The organism is Demequina globuliformis, from assembly GCF_000975155.1.
Lineage (GTDB): Bacteria > Actinomycetota > Actinomycetes > Actinomycetales > Demequinaceae > Demequina > Demequina globuliformis.
The window spans coordinates 17,897-34,392 of sequence record NZ_BBRG01000003.1; the positions used below are offsets into that span (position 1 = coordinate 17,897).

Below are 16,496 nucleotides of genomic sequence, written 5' to 3' on the forward strand. Positions count from 1 at the left end.
CCGCTGACCGTTGATTTATCCGTCGCGGGTCGTACGCGGCGGCACCGCAGGAGGCTGCTCGCCGCTGTCGATACGCGCCTGCTGTTCAGGCGTCACGGAGGCCAACTCCCGTGTGTCGACGGGCGGCTCGGGCTCCAGATCGCCCCTGTGGTCGTGCCCGTCCTCGTCGCCGTCGCGCCGGCCGCCAAGCGCCGGGATATACCTCACTGCCAGGACGAAGGCGATGGCGAGGCCAAGTGCGATGAGGCCGAGCGTGAGCAAGATGTTGGTGATGGGAGCCAGCGCGGAGTCAGCGATCACGTCTTCGACGAGCGTGCCCACTCCCCCAGCGCTACCGCCGGGGACGAACGACGCAATGGTGCTCGGGCCAAAGAAGTTCAGCGTGAAGGCGACAGCGAGGCCCAAGATTCCGGCACCGACGAGTGCGCGCGGCAAGAACCGCTTCCAGCGCGGGGCGATCGCGATTCCCGCTGCGATGAACGCGATACCGATCCAGATGAACCACGTGGCGGCCCACACGAGGGCGCTATACGCGGTGCGGATGTCTTCAAAGGTATCTGCGGGGATAATCTCGACCTCGACGGGGTCGATCTCGAGCTCGGGGATGAATGGCCCCACCACGGGCACCTCGTCGAGACGTGAATTCAGGCGCTCACCTGGATCCAAGTAGATTCCGAAGGGCGCGGGCTCACGTGACGGGTCCGACAGTTCAGCGAGGAAGAAATTCTGGGCGCGATCCGCGCTCGTCAGCAGCACAGACTGGAACTGTTCCGACTTCACCGCCTCCTCGGTGAGGTCGTGAATCTGGTCGTCCAGCAAGCCCAACACGAGGTCGCCTACCTGGCCGTCGACCTGGTTCTCCAGCGCGCGCACCACACCGTCAGCGATGACCTCGGCGGTCTGGGGCGACTGAACCACGTTGACGACGAGGTTTTCACCCGCAGTCCCATTCTCGATACTCTCTGCAGACTTCTGGGACAGGCCCCACGCCACGACGAGCATCGACCCCAGCAGCACCAGGAATGCGGAAGCGATATACCGAACTGTCTTCACGGGAAGACTCCCTCTCGTTGAAACCCTGGCACCAGGCTAGCGCCGCCCGCCCACCAGGCGGCCCAGCGCGAGCATGACGACGCTGCCCAGCAAGCACGCGGCACCAATGAGCATCGCGCGGGTGGCGATCGCAGGGGCGCTGCCTTCGGTGACGCTTTGAGTCCACACTGAGCCGAGCAGTCCGTCCTCGCCGCCTGGGAGAAATGCCATCACAGACTGAGGTTCAACGAACCGGACGACGAGGCCAAAGCCCAGGGAGAGAATCCCCAACGCGATGAGCGCCTTGCCAAGAAACCACCGCCGCCGGTGGGATACCAGGATGCCAAGGGCCAGTAAGCCCAGCCCCACCCACAGGCCCCACGCGGCGAGCCACTCCATCCACGCGTACCCAGTCTGGGCATCGGCCATCTGATCCGCGTCGAGCACCTCGACGTCAACGGGCGGGACGGTCACGTCCGGTGCGAGCGCAGCGACCCCGCCGAGGTCATCGATTCTGGCGTTGACCATACTCGAGACGTCGACCGCGAGCACGAGCGGCTGCGGGTCTCGGTCCGCGTCGGTGAGTTGCGCGAGGAAAGCGTCCTGTGCCTGCGTCACCTGCGCCACGACGGCAGCCTCGAACTCATCCGAGCGCACGGCGTCGTCCACCACTGTGCGTACCTGCTCATCCACGCCGAGCGCCTCGGTGTCGATGCCGCGCTGGTCAAGGTTCTGGACCGTCTGGTCCTGCACCTGGCGGGACAGCGCTGACATCACACCAGGCACGTCGAAAGCGGTCTGCGTGATCCCCGTCAACGCGGTGCCGTCCTTCACTGTGGCGACCACGATGGAACTCACCGCCCATGCCACGATCAGTAGCGATCCCGCGACGATGCTGAGCGCGGACAGCAACGTCCGCAGGCCCTTCACTCGGTGTCCTCCCAGCCGTAAAACAGTCGCTCCATGACCGCCCGGGCATGCCGCGTCGTTCGCTCGTAGCGGTCGCGCAGTTCCATCCCCGTCTCTGGCGTTGCCATGATCTCGGTGAGGATTGCCAGCTCGTGTGGATCGCCAGGGAGGACGTCGGCCTCCTTCGCCTTGCCCCTCAAGGCAAGCGCTCCGCGTAGGTCCGTCGTCAACGTCCACGCGTCGCTCAGCGTCTCTGCGTCCTCCACGGACATCAGTTCGGCGGCCACTGCGGCCTGGAGTGCGGGCAGGGTGCGAGTGGTGCGGAGCGTCTCAACGGTACGACCATGCTGCATCTGCACCAGCTGGATGGTCCACTCCACATCGGACAACCCGCCCGGACCCAACTTGAGGTGGCGCCGTGGATCGAGTCCTCGCGGAAGGCGCTCCGACTCCATGCGCGCCTTCAACGTCCGCATCTGTCGCAGCGCAGTGTCAGGCAAAGACTCCGGGTAGCGGACCTCGTCGATCATCGCGGTGAACGCCTCGCGCAACTCGCCGTCGCCCGCGCAAGGGCGGGCCCTCAGCAGGGCCTGCGCTTCCCACGGGTCGGACCAGCGGCCGTAATACTCCGCACTACTGTTCAGCGACCGCGCGTAGGGGCCGTTTCTTCCTTCTGGACGCAGGTCGGCGTCAACGGCGAGCGATGGCTGGCTGGAGACCTTTTGCAACATGGTGCGCACCGCCTGCGCCACCTTCACCGCCAAGGATTGTGAACCCTCTGCGGTCCCGTCCCACACGAACTGCACGTCGGCATCGGAGGTGTAGCTCATCTCTGCGCCGCCGTACCGCCCCATCGCCACCACGATCATCCGGAAAGGCAACTCATCCAATCCGGCAGCGCGCGCTACCTCCCAGCGGGCAATCCGCAGTGCTCCGGCGAGCACTACGTCCGCACAGTCCGTCACGGACGCCGCGGCCTCGGTCGAGTTGATCAGGCCCAAGGTGTCCGCTGCAGCCACGCGTGCCAACTCGCGCCGGCGAAGCCCCCTGAGCGCGGTGATCGCATGGTCCGCGTCATCGGTGCGCTTCAAGATGGCGTCGGCCTCTTGCTCGAGCCGCTCGAGGCTACGAGGGGCGAGGTCAGCGTCGTTGTCCAGCCACGTGATGTGCTCCGCCGACGCCAACAGCGCATCTGTCACGTAGGGCGATGTCGACAGCAGCCTGGCGAGGCGCTCGGCGGCGCTGCCGGAGTCCCGCAGCAGCTTGAGGTACCACTGGGTGTCCGACAAGTGCTCTGACAGGGTGCGGAAGGCAAGCAGGCCGGCATCCGGATCGGCGCCCGACGCAAACCACCCGATCATCGCTGGGAGGAGCTGACGCTGGATGGCCGCACGTCGAGAGACGCCCTCGGTGAGGGCGGCAATGTGGCGCTGTGCCGCCGTCGCGTCCCTGAAGCCCACTGCCGCGAGGCGATCTCTAGCCGCCTCGTCGTCCAGACGTGCCTCATCCGCGCTGAGGGATGCCACCAGCGGAAGGATGGGGCGGTAGAACATCTCGAGGTGCAACGCGCGCACGTCGCGCCTAATGTCCTGCCACACCTCGTCCATGTACTCGACGGTGGCGAACCCTGAGGCGCGAGCCAGCACCCGTTTGCCATCGTCGTCCATGGGCATCACGTGGGTGCGGTGAAGCTTGCGTAGCTGGAGCCGGTGCTCCCACACACGCAGTTGGCGATAGGAACGGTCCATCTTGGCCGCGTCCGGCCGCCCCACGTAGCCCCCGTCGCGCAGTGCGCGCAGAGCATCCAGGGTCGTGCGCGAACGCAATGACTCGTCGTGGCGCCCATGGACCAACTGAAGTAGCTGAATGGTGAACTCGACGTCGCGCAGCCCACCGGCGCCCAACTTAATCTGGCGATCGGCGACGTCGGCGGGAACGTGTTCCTCCACCCGTTTGCGCATCGCCTGTGCTCCGGTCACAAAGCCGTCACGCTCCACCGCCGTCCACACCATCGGCCACACAGCATCCAGGTAGGCGGCGCCCACCTCGCGGTCGCCAGCAATGGTGCGCGCTTTCAGCAGGGCCTGGAACTCCCACGACTCTGCCCAGCGGTCGTAGTAGGCCCGGTGCGACGCCACGTTGCGCACCAGCGCGCCGTCCTTGCCCTCGGGGCGGAGGTTCGCGTCGACCTGCCACAGCGGCATCTCCGCTCCGGCCCGGTCGCACGCTCGCGCCGCAGCCGCCGCCAGCCGTGTCGCCACCGCGAGCGACTCCGCGTCGGACGCACCCTCAGCGGGCTCAGCGACAAAGATCACGTCGACATCGGACACATAGTTCAGTTCCCGCGCGCCGCACTTGCCCATGCCCATAATGGCCACGCGCGTCTTAACGTGCTTGGGCTCCCCCGCGCGAGCCAGTGCCAGGCCGGCTTCCAGCGCGGCACCAGCGAGGTCGGCGAGCGCGCGGCCCACCTCGGGGAAAATGTCCTGAGGCTTGGCGTGCCAGAGATCCTCAGCGGCGACGCGCATCAGTTGCCGCCGGTACTCCACCCGCATCGCGGCCACGCCATCTGGCCCTGTCACGCTCGCGACGGGCGCGTCGTCGTCGGGGTCCGCTCCCACGGCACGAAGGATGGCCGCGCGCACATCGACGTCCGCAAACGACTCGTCTTCGGGCCACGAGGCAAAGTCCGCGATGAACTCAGGGTGGCGCACCAGGAAGTCGCCAAGGGCGAGCGACCCGCCCAGCAACAACCCGAACTTGGCGCCCGCGGCGGAACCGCGCAGCGCAAGCAAGTCCGCGAGGTGGCCCGATTCCTGCGCGGCCTCGGCCACACGCAGCAGTTGCAGCAGGCCGGCGTCGGGGTCCGCGAGGTACGACAGCGCCCGCGCGGGATCATCAAAAGACTCTCCCGCGAGGGACTCGAGCTGTGCGATGAGGCCTGCCGCCCGGCTAGGGTCGGCAACCCCAGCGCGGCGCAGTTTGGTCGCGAGGGACACCTCTCGCGTGCTCATGGTGACTCCGTGCGTTAGAGGACGGGCAGGTACTGCTCGAGCTCGTACGGCGTGACCTGGGCGCGGTAGGCCTCCCACTCGGCGCGCTTGTTGCGCAACACGAAGTCGAATACGCGCTCACCCAGCGTCTCGGCAACCAGTTCGGAGCGCTCCATCACCTGGATTGCCTCGGACAGCGATGCAGGCAGGGGCTCATACCCCATGGCGCGACGCTCCGCCGGGCTCAGCTCCCACACGTCATCCTCCGCGCCGTCGGGCAGCGACAAGCCGTCCTCGATGCCCTTCATCCCCGCCGCCAGCAGCACGGAGAACGCGAGGTACGGATTGGCCGCTGAGTCCATGGCGCGGTACTCGACGCGAGTCGACTGGCCCTTGCTGGGCTTGTGAATCGGGACGCGCACCAGGGCGGAGCGGTTGTTGGAGCCCCAGCAGACGTACGACGGCGCCTCCGCGCCACCCCACAGTCGCTTGTACGAGTTGACGTACTGGTTGGTAATCGCGGTGATCTCTGGCGCGTAGGTCAGCAGGCCGGCGATGAACTGACGTGCAATGGGCGACAGCTGGTGGTCCGCACCCGCCTCGTAGAAGGCGTTGGTGTCGCCTTCGAAGAGGCTGAGGTGGGTGTGCATACCCGAACCCGGGCCGTCGGCCAGCGGCTTGGGCATGAAGGAGGCAAAGACGCCCTGCTCGAGCGCGACCTCCTTGACGACGGTGCGGAACGTCATGATGTTGTCCGCCATCGAAAGTGCGTCTGCGTAGCGCAGGTCAATCTCGTTTTGTCCCGGACCAGCCTCGTGGTGAGAGAACTCCACCGAGATGCCCATGGACTCGAGCATGGTGATCGCCTCGCGGCGGAAGTTGTGCGCGGTGCCGCGGGGGACGTTGTCGAAGTAGCCGGCCTTGTCGACCGGCTGAGGCGGCATGCCGGGCTCAGGCTTTTCCAGCAGGTAGAACTCGATCTCGGGGTGCGTATAGAACGTGAACCCCTGGGCAGATGCCTTGTCAAGGTTGCGCTTCAGGACCTGGCGGGGGTCGGTCAGCGCCGCCTCACCGTCCGGCGTGGAAATGTCGCAGAACATGCGGGCGGCTCCCTGGCGAGCCCCGCGCCACGGGAGGATCTGGAACGTCGACGGATCCGGCTTCGCGATCATGTCCGCCTCATACACACGAGTGAGTCCCTCGACTGCGGAACCATCAAAGCCGATTCCCTCGGAGAAGGCGTTCTCCAGCTCCGCCGGCGCGATCGCGACCGACTTCAGGACGCCCAGCACATCCGTAAACCACATGCGGATGAACCGGATGTCGCGCTCCTCGACACTGCGGAGGACATATTCCTGCTGCTTATCCATGTGCCCATCCTGCCCTACGCGTGTGTCCTTTGTGTAACGCTCTTGGCCGTGCGCGCGGGCCTCGCGCACGACTGCGCTCAGCACGTGCGCGACCACTAGGCTTGCCCGCATGTCGACCCTGCGCATCGCACTCGCCCAAGTCAACGCCTGTGTGGGAGATATCGCTGGTAACGCGACTCTCATCAAGGATCGTTGCCGTGCGGCTCGTGACCAAGGAGCGGAGGTCGTCGCCTTCCCCGAGATGGTGCTGACCGGGTACCCAATCGAAGACCTCGCGCTGCGCGAAAGCTTCCAACGTGCCACCGCCGCTGCGCTGCAGGGCCTCGCCTCCGATTTGCAGACGGAGGGCTTAGGAGACCTGACAGTGGTGCTCGGCTCGCTCGGGGTCGACCCGGACGGCCGCCCGCTCAATGAAGCCGCGGTCGTGCGCGGCGGCGCGGTGCAGCAGCGCTACGCCAAGCATCACTTGCCCAACTACGGCGTGTTTGATGAGCGACGCATCTTCGCGACCGGCGACGAGCCCTGCGTGGTCGAGGTGCACGGAAGGCGACTCGGCGTCGTCATTTGCGAAGACATCTGGGTCGACGGCGGCCCGGTTGCCGCGCTCGCGCACGAGGGTATCGACCTGCTCGTGGTGCTCAACGGCTCACCGTTCGAGGAGGGCAAGGGCATGGTGCGAACAGATCTGGTCCGTCGCCGGGCCGCGGAGGTCAACGCCCCGGTCGCGTATGTCAACCTGTGGGGCGGACAGGACGACCTGGTCTTTGACGGGCATTCCTTCGTGGTGGGGGCCGACGGCGCGTGGGTGGCGAACGCGCCCGGCTTCGAGGATGCGCTCCTCGTGTGGGATCTGGCCGACGCCGGCTCACCTGCCGTACCCGGCCCCGTCGTGGACTTCGCCTCCGACACCGAGCAGGTGTACCGCGCATGCGTGACGGGCCTGCGCGATTACGTCGTCAAGAACGGCTTCTCCTCCGTGATCCTCGGCATGTCAGGCGGCATCGACTCCGCACTCACCGCGGCCATTGCCGCTGACGCCCTCGGCGGCGACAAGGTGGTTGGCGTGTCGATGCCGTCCGAGTTCTCTTCGGAACACTCGAAGGATGACGCCGCCGATCTCGCGAAGCGCCTGGGCGCGGACTACCGCGTGGAACCCATCGCGCCCATGGTCGAGGCCTTTCAGCGGCAACTCGCGCTCACGGGCGTGGCAGAGGAGAACCTCCAGGCGCGCGTACGCGGTGTGATCCTCATGGGCCTGTCCAACCGCGAAGGTCACCTCGTCATCGCTCCCGGCAACAAGTCCGAACTTGCCACCGGCTACGCCACGATTTACGACGCAGGCTCGATTGGCGGGTTCGCTCCCCTCAAGGACGTCGACAAGACCCGGGTGTGGGATCTCGCCCGCTGGCGCAATGCCCATGCCGAGGCCACCGGGGCCGTGCCGCCAATCCCTGAGAACTCCATCACCAAGCCACCGAGCGCGGAACTGCGTCCAGGCCAAACCGACCAGGACTCTCTGCCCGAGTACGACCTCCTCGACGAGGTGCTCGACGCCTACGTCGAACATGCGGAGGGGCGCGAGGAACTGCTCGCGCGCGGATTCGACGAGGCCGTGGTGGACAAGGTGCTGTCCCTCGTGGACCGCGCGGAGTGGAAGCGTCGTCAATACCCGCCGGGCCCCAAGGTGACCGCTCTCGCGTTTGGGCGCGACCGCCGCCTGCCCATCACCAGCCGGTGGCGCGAACTCTCGTAACCCAGGCATCGGCCCTGGTGCACAGCACCGGCGCCAAGTATGTTCTGCCGGTGCCGCACGCCTACAGTGGTGGCATGAAGAAGGTTCGGATTCACCACTTCGCCGAGATGAAGCGCCGCGGCGAGAAGATCACCATGCTTACCGCCTACGACTACCCCACTGCTCGCGCGTTTGACGCCGCGGGCGTGGACATTCTGCTGGTGGGCGACTCGCTCGGCGACAACATGCTCGGCTACGACTCCACAGTGCCGCTAACGGTCGACGAGATGATTCCCTTCGCACGCGCCGTTGCCAAGGGTGCGGAGCACTCCTTCGTCATCGCTGACCTGCCGTTCGGCGCCTACGAGGTCTCCCCCCAGCAAGCGGTCGAGTCCTCCATCCGCATGATGAAGTTGTCCGGCGCCAACGCGATCAAGTTCGAAGGTGGCCGCCGCATTGCCGCCCAGGTCAAGGCCGTCACGGACGCCGGAATTCCGTTCTGCGGACACCTCGGCTTCACCCCGCAGTCAGAAAACGCGTTGGGTGGCCGCCGTATTCAGGGCCGCGGCGACGGGGCCTACGACGACATGCTCGCCGACGCTCTCGCGCTCCAGGAGGCGGGAGCCTTCGCCATCGTCCTGGAAATGGTGATCTCACCTGTCGCCGAGAAGTTGTCTGCTGCCCTCGACGTTCCCACCATCGGGATCGGCGCTGGGCCGCACACCGATGGTCAAGTGCTGGTGTGGCTCGACGCACTGGGTGTGGGCGAGTGGCACCCGAGCTTTTCCAAGCAGTACGGCCACATTGGCGACGCGATGCGCGACGGCGCCGCCGCCTACGTCAGTGAAGTCAAGGGCGGGCAGTTCCCCACGCTCGACCACACGTTCGACGAATAGCCTCGACGAAAGGATCGCTCATGCCAACCCTCGCCATAGTGGGAGCCGGACCAGGATTGGGCGCCGCTGTCGCACGCCGGTTTGGACGCGAAGGATTCTCCATCGCCCTCATCGCCCGCGATGAGGCCAAGCTGGACGACCTCGTCACCGAGCTCGCTACCGACGGTGTCACCGCGCGCCCGTACCTGGCAGACGTGCGCAACGGTCGGCAACTTGAAGCCGCGCTGGCCGACGCTGCCAACGAACTCGGCCCCGTCACCGCCCTTCAGTACAGCCCCCTGCCGTCACGTGACTACCTCAAGCCGGTGCTCGACACTGACCCCGCGCTCGCGCTCGAGGCGCTGCGATTTTCCGCGCTAGGCCTGATGCATGCGGCTCGGGCCGTGCTGCCCGCCATGCGCGAGGCCGGCGACGGGTCGATCATCCTCATCAACGGCGGCACGTCAGTGAAGTCGCGTGCGGGCTTTGCCGGAACCTCGATCGCGTTCCCAGCGGAGACCGCCTATGGCGAGATGCTGCACGAACAGCTGACGGACGAGGGCATCCGGGTGCGCCAACTCGTCATCCCTGGCGCTATCCCCAAACTGCAGCTCGACAACGGCATCGAGGACGTCGCGGAACGCATTTGGCAACTGCACGCCACGCCCGGCGACTTCCGAGACATGCTGATCCCACTGGATGAGGGCCGCGAGTAACGCGACCTACCCCTGACGCCACTCCTCGTCCGCCTCATCCCAGGCCTGAGTGCGCTTGCGAGCGGTCTCCAAGGCCTTGGTGGCCTCCTCACGCGTGTCATACGGACCCATGCGGTTCTCCCATGAACTCTGGGGCCCCTCCTCGACCTCGCCTGTGCGGGTGTTGAAGTAGTACTGCGGTTTCTTGTCGCCCTGGCTGGACATTGGCATCGCCTCCCCCAATAGACTGCCAGGCATGAGTCCCGTTCGCGAGCACATTGCCAAAGGACACGTCTCCCCGCGGCGTGATGTCCCCGCCTCGATCGCTCGTCCGGAGTACGTCGGACGCGCCGTCGCCACCGAGTGGACCGGTGGTGACGTCCACAGCGCGGAGACCATCGAAAGGATCCGCGAGAGCGCAAAGATCGCTGCGGGCGCACTCCAGGAAGTGGGCCGCCACGTCGCCCCCGGCGTCACCACGGACGAACTCGACCGCATTGGGCACGAATATGTGCTGGACCACGGCGCGTACCCCTCGACGCTGGGCTACCCAGGCGCTGCGGGCCGCCCGCCCTTTCCCAAGGCTCTGTGCACATCGGTCAACGAGGTCATTTGCCACGGCATCCCGGACTCGACGGTGATTTACGACGGCGACATCGTCAAGGTGGACATCACCGCTTACAAGAATGACGTCCACGGCGACAACTGTGGCTCGTTCATCGCCGGCGAGGGTTCCGCTGAGGCGAAGCAGCTCGTGGAGGTCACCCACGAGGCCATGATGCGCGGCATCAAGGCCGCCCGCGTGGGCAGAGAGGTCAACATCATTGGCCGCGTGATCGAGAAGTACGCCCAGCGTTTTGGCTATGAGTCGGTTCGCAACTACACCGGACACGGCGTGGGACCGGCCTTCCACACCGGCCTGATCATTCCTCACTACGATGCCGCGCCCATGCACGACGACGTGATCGAGCCCGGCATGGTCTTCACGGTCGAGCCGATGCTGTGCATGGGATCGCAGGACAGCAGCGAGTGGGACGACGGCTGGACAGTCGTCACGAACGACCGTTCCTGGGTCGCGCAGTTTGAACACACCATCGTCATCACCGAAGAGGGCGCGGAGGTCCTGACACTGCCATGAGCAAGAAGATCGCGGTCGGAGTCGACATTGGCGGAACCGGCATCAAGTCGGCGCCCGTCAACCTGAAAAACGGCAAGTTCGCTGAAGAACGCTACCGAATCCCCACTCCCCAGCCCTCCACACCCGACGCCATTGCGCGCACCGTCGCCAAGTGCATCACCCGGTTTGAACCCAGCGCGGACACCGCCGTCGGCGTCGCATTCCCGGGAGTGATTCAGCACGGCGTCGTCAAGACGGCCGCCAACCTTGACGAGTCATGGATTGGCGTCAACCTGCGCGAGCTCATTCGCCAGCACGCCGGCCACGATGTGTTCGTCATGAACGATGCGGATGCCGCTGGCTTTGGCGAACACCGCTACGGTGCCGCGCACGGCGCCGACGGCGTCATTCTCATGACGACCCTGGGCACCGGCATTGGGTCAGCGCTCATCGCCGATGGCGAGCTGGTGCCGAACACCGAGTTCGGGCACACGATCATCGACGGCGAGATCGCGGAGCACTGGGCCGCGGAATCCGCACGCACGCGGCTCGACCTCGACTGGGATGGCTGGATCGTCAACCTGCAGCGCTTCTACGACGAGATGGAGAAGTTGCTGTGGCCGGACCTCATCATTGTGGGCGGCGGGGTGTCGAAGTCGCATCACATGTTCCTGCCCAAGCTCAACCTGCGAGCCCCGATCATCCCCGCAGAGCTGCGCAATGGCGCCGGCATTGTGGGGGCGGCCTCGTGGGCTGCCGCGGCCGCCAAGCGCGCGGACAAGCGTGAGAAGGCCAGCGCGAAGGACGCCCAGAAGAAGCCCTCGAAGAAGCCCAAGAAGTAGCGAGCCCTACGCCCGCTCGGTGCCCGACTCCCCCAGCCGTTCGGCGGGGGCTGCGGTGCGCTTGGCCACATAGCGCGGGAACCACTCGGCGCCCGTGCGCGCTCGGTGCGGCGGAGCGAGGGTAACGGCGCGCATCCGGGGCACAATGCAGGCCAGGGCGACGAGCATGAACCAGCCACCCTCGACGAGCATCTTGGACTCCGCGAGCGACTGCACTGCGAGCGCGCCCAGCAAGAGGAACCAGCCCAGCGGCATCCAGGTGTCGTGGGGGCGGCCGTACTCGACGGCGCGCCACGCACGGGCCATGGTCAGCACGACGATCGCGATGAGGACCACAGCGCCCAGCACGCCTAGTTGCAACCACGCATCCAGGTAGGAGTTGTGCGCGTGCGTCGCTCGCACGGTGGTCTCGTCTACCACTGCCGAGTACGGGTTTGCCCAGATGGGCCAGACCCCCACAAAACCCCACCCTTCGGGGCGCATCTGAGCGATGTCGACCACGCGCTCCCAGATTCCGGTGCGGTTGGTGAGGTCGGAGTCGCGGTCGAGCAGATCCAAGATCTTGTCGAAGTGGCGAAGGGCAAAGAACGCCGCGACGGTCATCATGCCAATGAAACTCAGCGAGATTAGTCGCTTGCCCGGCGGGTCAGCGGCGCGGATGACCACGCCGAACACAGCGAGCAGGAGCACCGCGCCCGCCACGACCGTGACCGTCGCTGACTGGGTGAGCATGTGGACGCCAATGCAGGTGAGCAGGGTGGTCCAGCCATTGCGGGCGCTGATGCGCCGCTCGAGCCGCAAAATCACGGCGAGGATGGCGGTGAACAGCACGATCGCACCAAACGGATTGCGGTTGCCCACAAACCCCTGAATGGGGCCGCCGTCGAGCAAGGCGTTCTCCGACCACACGAACGGCGAGGTGGAGTCGTCGAGGCCCGTCACGCCGGAGAAATCGCCGGCCACGGGCATGAGCTCGTCTTGCACCACAAGGGTGACAAAGACTTCGAACCCAATGCCCAGGAGCACACACCATTGCAGCCCGCGGTAGAGCAAGTCGAGGAATCGTTTACCACCCACGCCCTGCACCGACACCGCCGCCAGCGCAGTCGTGACGGCGGTCACGGCGAAGGCAAGGGCCGTCACCGCCGGGGTCGCGGACCACACAATGGAGAGGCCGCCCAGCGCGACGAAGGCGACGATGATCAGAGGGAACCGTGCTCGCCAGAGCGAGTCACGGAACGCCACCCAGAAGGCAGCCAGGGTCAGGACGCACAGCAACGCATATCCGGGGATGCCGAGCATGTACCGGAATCCTTGACCGGACATCATGAACACCACGGTCCACACCACTAGCGACTCGCGACCGGCGCGCGTCGTCAGCCAGGCATGGAGCCTGCTGGTGGTGGCGTGGATGGACATGTCGCTCGCTTTCTCGCCTCGGGATGGTGAAGGGCACTCCGGAAGGATGGTCGGAGGGGCGACATTGGGACCTCAACGGCCAGCGATGACGCCTGTCAACACTGGTGCGACCACGGCCCAGTGTAGTCAAGGCGGCTCTGTTGCCGCCACAGATGGACTTTTCGGGCGTGCCCCCGTGCGGCCAGCTCACACTGAGTGGCACTTCAACTCGCGAATTTCTTGTAATCTACCAGGCACTTCTCATAAAAACGACGAAAATCATCAAAACGATGTGACAAACGGCCGCGAGCCATGCCATGATTATCCCGATGCGTGAATGCGCTCCGGAACTTCGGTTCTGTGACGCGCTCGATGGCATCCGGCCCCGGCGTCGCTAGCCCCCCTTGCGACGTCGGGGTCGTCTCATTTCCCCCCCTCCGCCTTCCCCGCCAAATGGCTCCATTTCGCTGTTTTGGGAGGCGATAACGGCCGTTTCGTGCCACTTGAGCGGTCGGCTCGATGCCTTCAGCGCGTTCGGAAGCGCGTTCGGGCTCGTGCGCCGATGGAATCCTCCGCCACGAATGGCATCCCAGGCGCGTATACGAGCGAACACTCGCGCGACCACCGCAACCAGCCGATGCGGTGGCGCGGTCCGTACGGAAGGTCACCGATGCATCGGCCCTGTGGCGCGTTCCAGACGCCACGACCGAGCCGCATGTGGCGCACGCAGGCAGCCTCAGTCCGCCACGTGGCACAAAACGGATGCTATGTCCGGCTAAAACAACCAAATGGAGCCATCTGGCGGGAAGCGCGGGGTTACTCCACTCCCCCGACCTCTTCGCCGGGCTCGAAGTTGCCCTCGGCGACGTCCTCCCAGAACTGCGGCAGTTCCTCCTCGGTGAGCAGGACAGTCGAGCCAACGCCGTCGACGTTGTAGCCCAGCGATGTGATTGGTGGCGTCCCTGTGACGGCATTGCCCCCGAGGGCGCTGCGCATGTCGAGCGCCAAGCCCATGAGGTCGAACACGCCTGTGCCCTCCGAGACGCGGAAGGCCTCAAGCGTCGCAGACGTCACCGGCAGCAGCTTGGTGGGATTGAGGAGCGTTGCCGGGCTCAGGATGCCCTCCGCGACGGCACCGACGACCTGGCGCTGGCGCTCGGCACGACCAATGTCGCCGAGCGGGTCGGAGTACCGCATCCGAGAGAACGCCAATGCCGTCTCACCGTCGACCGTGTGGCATCCCGCTTCCCACACCAGCCCGCTCTTCTCGTCATCGACGTCGTAGTCGAGGCACAACTCCACACCTCCCAGGGCGTCCACGATCCCCTCCACGCCCGTGAACCCCACCTCTAGGTAGGTGTCGATGGTGAGCCCGGTGAGGTCCTCGACGGTCTCCACCAGGAGCTGCGGCCCGCCAAAGGAGAACGCGGCATTGATCTTGTTGCTGCCGTAGCCAGGAATGGGGACGAACGAGTCTCGCGGGATAGAAATCAGCGACGTGGGTCCGCTCTCGGGAGCGTGCAGGACCATGATGGTGTCGGTGCGTTCGCCCTCCGTTAGGTCGTTGTGCCCCCACCCGTCACGCGAGTCCGACCCCACGATCAGGGTGGTGTCGCCGGGCGTATTGGCTGCGCCGGACAGCGCCGGCACCGTCTGGATCTGCCCCTGAACCCAGATCAGCAACCAGCCGAAGATGACCGCCAGGATGAGGACAATGACCAGCGCAGCCGTGCAGCATTTGTGCTTTTTGCGCTTGCGGGGCGGCGCCGCAGCGGGGGCCGGCGCCGCGTCGTAGGCGTGCTGCCGTGACGGCTGCTCCCCATAGGTCTCGTGGCGCGCCTGCTGCGTACGTTCGCGGGGCGGGTACGACGGCGGCGGGGAGTTGCGCCGGGCGGCCGACGGCGGAGTCGCCGCTGACTGTGGGGGCATCGCGCGCGTGGGGGCGAGCGGCTCATCCTCGACGGACGGGCGATTCACGGGCATGCGGGTGGACACGCGCTTGGGCTTAGGTGGAACCGAGGGCGGCTTGGGGCGGTTCGCGCTCCGCGGCGCGTCGCGGTCCGGCGTACGGCCGTTGTCCTGGTTGCTCACGCCACCGAGAGTAGCCCGGTGACCTCTCATATGTCGGGAGGCACGGCGTCGCGCACACGCCGCTTCCGCGAGTGTGTGCCAGGCTCATCACTATGACGGACGCCAAGAGCCAGCTTTTCCCGGGCACTCAGTTCATCTCAACGGTGCTCGACGCACTGGAAACCAAGACCGCCATGAGTGGCGCGCTCGCCCGCGTGTATTTGATGCGCGCGGCCATGGCTGGCGTGATCATTGGCATCCTCTACCTGGCCGACTTCGCCGTACTCGCGGTGTTCTCTGAGGTGGGCGGGGGAAGTTTCGCCGCACTGGGACGCATCGTAGGCGCGCTCGTGTTCGGGTTCGCGCTCGTGTTCATCTACTACTCCAAGTCCGAGCTACTGACGTCGAACATGATGATTGTGTCCATTGGGCGCTACTACAAGCGCATCACTGTCCTGCGCTCGCTCAGGGTGTTGGGGCTCTGCTACTTGGGCAACTTCTTGGGCGGCCTGGCGCTCGCGCTCCTGCTGTGGGGCTCGACCCTTGCCGACGGCGCGGTGGGAGACGAACTCACGGCCGCGGTCGATCACAAGCTCGAGTATGTCGCCGAGGGTCTGACCGGCTGGGGCGATCTCTTTGTCCGCGCGATCCTGTGCAACTTCATGATCAATCTGGCGATGCTGCTGGTCTACAACGGCACCATCAAGGAGGACCTGATGAAGTCGGTCGCCATGATCGTCTCGGTCTTCATTTTCGCGTTCATCGGGTTCGAGCACTCGGTGGCGAACACGGTGGTGTTCACGATGGTGGGTCTCCAGGACGGGATCGACCTGGGCCTGGCGTTCGGCAATCTCGCGATCGTGCTCGCCGGTAACTTCATCGGCGGTGGTTTGCTCATCGGGATCTACTACGCGTACGCCAATGACGCACGCAAGCACCTTGATCGTCGCTCGCGCAGGCAGCGCCCTGTGGACTAGCCATTGGCACTATGGGCCGGATAGGGCCGATGCCGCGGGTGCGGTGACAGTCCGTGTCACCTCACCATTGCGACTCAATGCTGGGTGAGGGGCTCGCTGTCGGGCTGGGGCTGGCGCCGCTTTCCGTGCCATCGCAGTTGGCCGCGGAGCGGTGGGTGTCGATGTACGACAGCGCCTCGTCGGTGAAGCCCTCGACAGCGTCGTCCGCGACGATGCGAGCAAACAAGGCGTTCAAGCCGGCGCAGTCAGCGGCCTTCGCCCGGTCCTCGACCTGCACCTTGATGTGGGCCCCATCCCCAAGCGGAGCAAGATCCCAGAAGGTGACCTCGGCCGACTGCGCCACTGCTGGCGTCGTTTCCTCGGGCGCTGGCGTCGGCTCCGCCTCTGGGGCCTCAGGAGCAGAGCAACCGGCGATTAGCAGGGAGGTCGCGGCGACGAGGGCCATGGCAACGGTGCGCATTCCGTCAGCGTAGTGAAGACCAGACG

General features: G+C 65.9%; 14 protein-coding genes. 6 read left to right on the top strand and 8 right to left on the bottom strand.

Annotated elements, in window-relative coordinates:
* Window positions 1-15: 15 nt before the first annotated feature.
* From AOP75_RS10055 to AOP75_RS10070, 4 genes are read right to left on the bottom strand one after another with little or no spacing between them, the layout of a single operon-like run.
* On the bottom strand, window positions 16-1,053 hold the full coding sequence (locus AOP75_RS10055; protein WP_062078960.1) for a hypothetical protein: 1,038 nt from the start codon (window positions 1,051-1,053) through the stop codon (window positions 16-18).
* A 36-nt stretch (window positions 1,054-1,089) separates the two neighbouring features.
* Entirely contained in the window at window positions 1,090-1,962 is an 873-nt protein-coding gene (locus tag AOP75_RS10060) for a hypothetical protein (RefSeq protein WP_062078961.1), read from the bottom strand.
* Window positions 1,959-4,955 carry a bifunctional [glutamine synthetase] adenylyltransferase/[glutamine synthetase]-adenylyl-L-tyrosine phosphorylase gene (locus AOP75_RS10065; RefSeq protein ID WP_062078962.1) on the bottom strand — a complete coding sequence of 999 codons (2,997 nt, stop codon included), beginning with the start codon at window positions 4,953-4,955 and terminating at the stop codon, window positions 1,959-1,961. The genes AOP75_RS10060 and AOP75_RS10065 overlap by 4 nt, the downstream gene beginning before the upstream one ends.
* Before the next feature lie 14 nt (window positions 4,956-4,969).
* On the bottom strand, window positions 4,970-6,304 hold the full coding sequence (locus AOP75_RS10070; RefSeq protein WP_062079162.1) for a glutamine synthetase family protein: 1,335 nt from the start codon (window positions 6,302-6,304) through the stop codon (window positions 4,970-4,972).
* Window positions 6,305-6,413: 109 nt separating this feature from the next.
* Between AOP75_RS10070 and AOP75_RS10075 the strand changes: the two genes are divergently transcribed.
* The 3 genes from AOP75_RS10075 (at window position 6,414) to AOP75_RS10085 (ending at window position 9,627) form a co-directional block, all read left to right on the top strand.
* The gene (locus AOP75_RS10075) at window positions 6,414-8,057 is read left to right on the top strand and encodes an NAD+ synthase (RefSeq protein WP_062078963.1); all 1,644 of its coding nucleotides are present in this window, start codon (window positions 6,414-6,416) and stop codon (window positions 8,055-8,057) included.
* A gap of 74 nt (window positions 8,058-8,131) precedes the next feature.
* Window positions 8,132-8,932, top strand: coding sequence for a 3-methyl-2-oxobutanoate hydroxymethyltransferase (panB, locus tag AOP75_RS10080; protein ID WP_062079163.1), 801 nt, complete (start codon window positions 8,132-8,134; stop codon window positions 8,930-8,932).
* A 20-nt stretch (window positions 8,933-8,952) separates the two neighbouring features.
* Window positions 8,953-9,627, top strand: a complete 675-nt coding sequence (locus AOP75_RS10085) for an SDR family NAD(P)-dependent oxidoreductase (RefSeq protein ID WP_062078964.1) — start codon at window positions 8,953-8,955, stop codon at window positions 9,625-9,627.
* A 6-nt stretch (window positions 9,628-9,633) separates the two neighbouring features.
* On the opposite strand, the gene AOP75_RS10090 is transcribed toward AOP75_RS10085, so the two are convergent.
* Window positions 9,634-9,831, bottom strand: a complete 198-nt coding sequence (locus tag AOP75_RS10090; protein WP_062078965.1) for a hypothetical protein — start codon at window positions 9,829-9,831, stop codon at window positions 9,634-9,636.
* Between the two features lie 31 nt (window positions 9,832-9,862).
* Between AOP75_RS10090 and map the strand changes: the two genes are divergently transcribed.
* Together map and ppgK are read left to right on the top strand one after the other, a co-directional pair.
* Window positions 9,863-10,744, top strand: coding sequence for a type I methionyl aminopeptidase (gene map, locus AOP75_RS10095; protein ID WP_062078966.1), 882 nt, complete (start codon window positions 9,863-9,865; stop codon window positions 10,742-10,744).
* Window positions 10,741-11,565, top strand: coding sequence for a polyphosphate--glucose phosphotransferase (gene ppgK, locus AOP75_RS10100; protein WP_062078967.1), 825 nt, complete (start codon window positions 10,741-10,743; stop codon window positions 11,563-11,565). The genes map and ppgK overlap by 4 nt, the downstream gene beginning before the upstream one ends.
* A 6-nt stretch (window positions 11,566-11,571) precedes the next feature.
* Here ppgK and AOP75_RS10105 read toward each other — a convergent pair whose 3' ends face one another.
* Complete coding sequence (locus AOP75_RS10105; protein ID WP_062078968.1) at window positions 11,572-12,984, bottom strand: O-antigen ligase family protein; 1,413 nt, start codon at window positions 12,982-12,984, stop codon at window positions 11,572-11,574.
* Window positions 12,985-13,779: 795 nt separating this feature from the next.
* Window positions 13,780-15,054 carry an LCP family protein gene (locus AOP75_RS10110; protein WP_236683145.1) on the bottom strand — a complete coding sequence of 425 codons (1,275 nt, stop codon included), beginning with the start codon at window positions 15,052-15,054 and terminating at the stop codon, window positions 13,780-13,782.
* Window positions 15,055-15,146: 92 nt separating this feature from the next.
* Here AOP75_RS10110 and AOP75_RS10115 point away from each other — a divergent pair, with 92 nt between their 5' ends.
* A complete protein-coding gene (locus AOP75_RS10115) occupies window positions 15,147-16,010 on the top strand; it encodes a formate/nitrite transporter family protein (RefSeq protein ID WP_062078969.1) in 864 nt (287 codons plus the stop codon).
* Between the two features lie 61 nt (window positions 16,011-16,071).
* On the opposite strand, the gene AOP75_RS10120 is transcribed toward AOP75_RS10115, so the two are convergent.
* Entirely contained in the window at window positions 16,072-16,470 is a 399-nt protein-coding gene (locus tag AOP75_RS10120; protein WP_152650056.1) for a hypothetical protein, read from the bottom strand.
* Window positions 16,471-16,496: the final 26 nt, after the last annotated feature.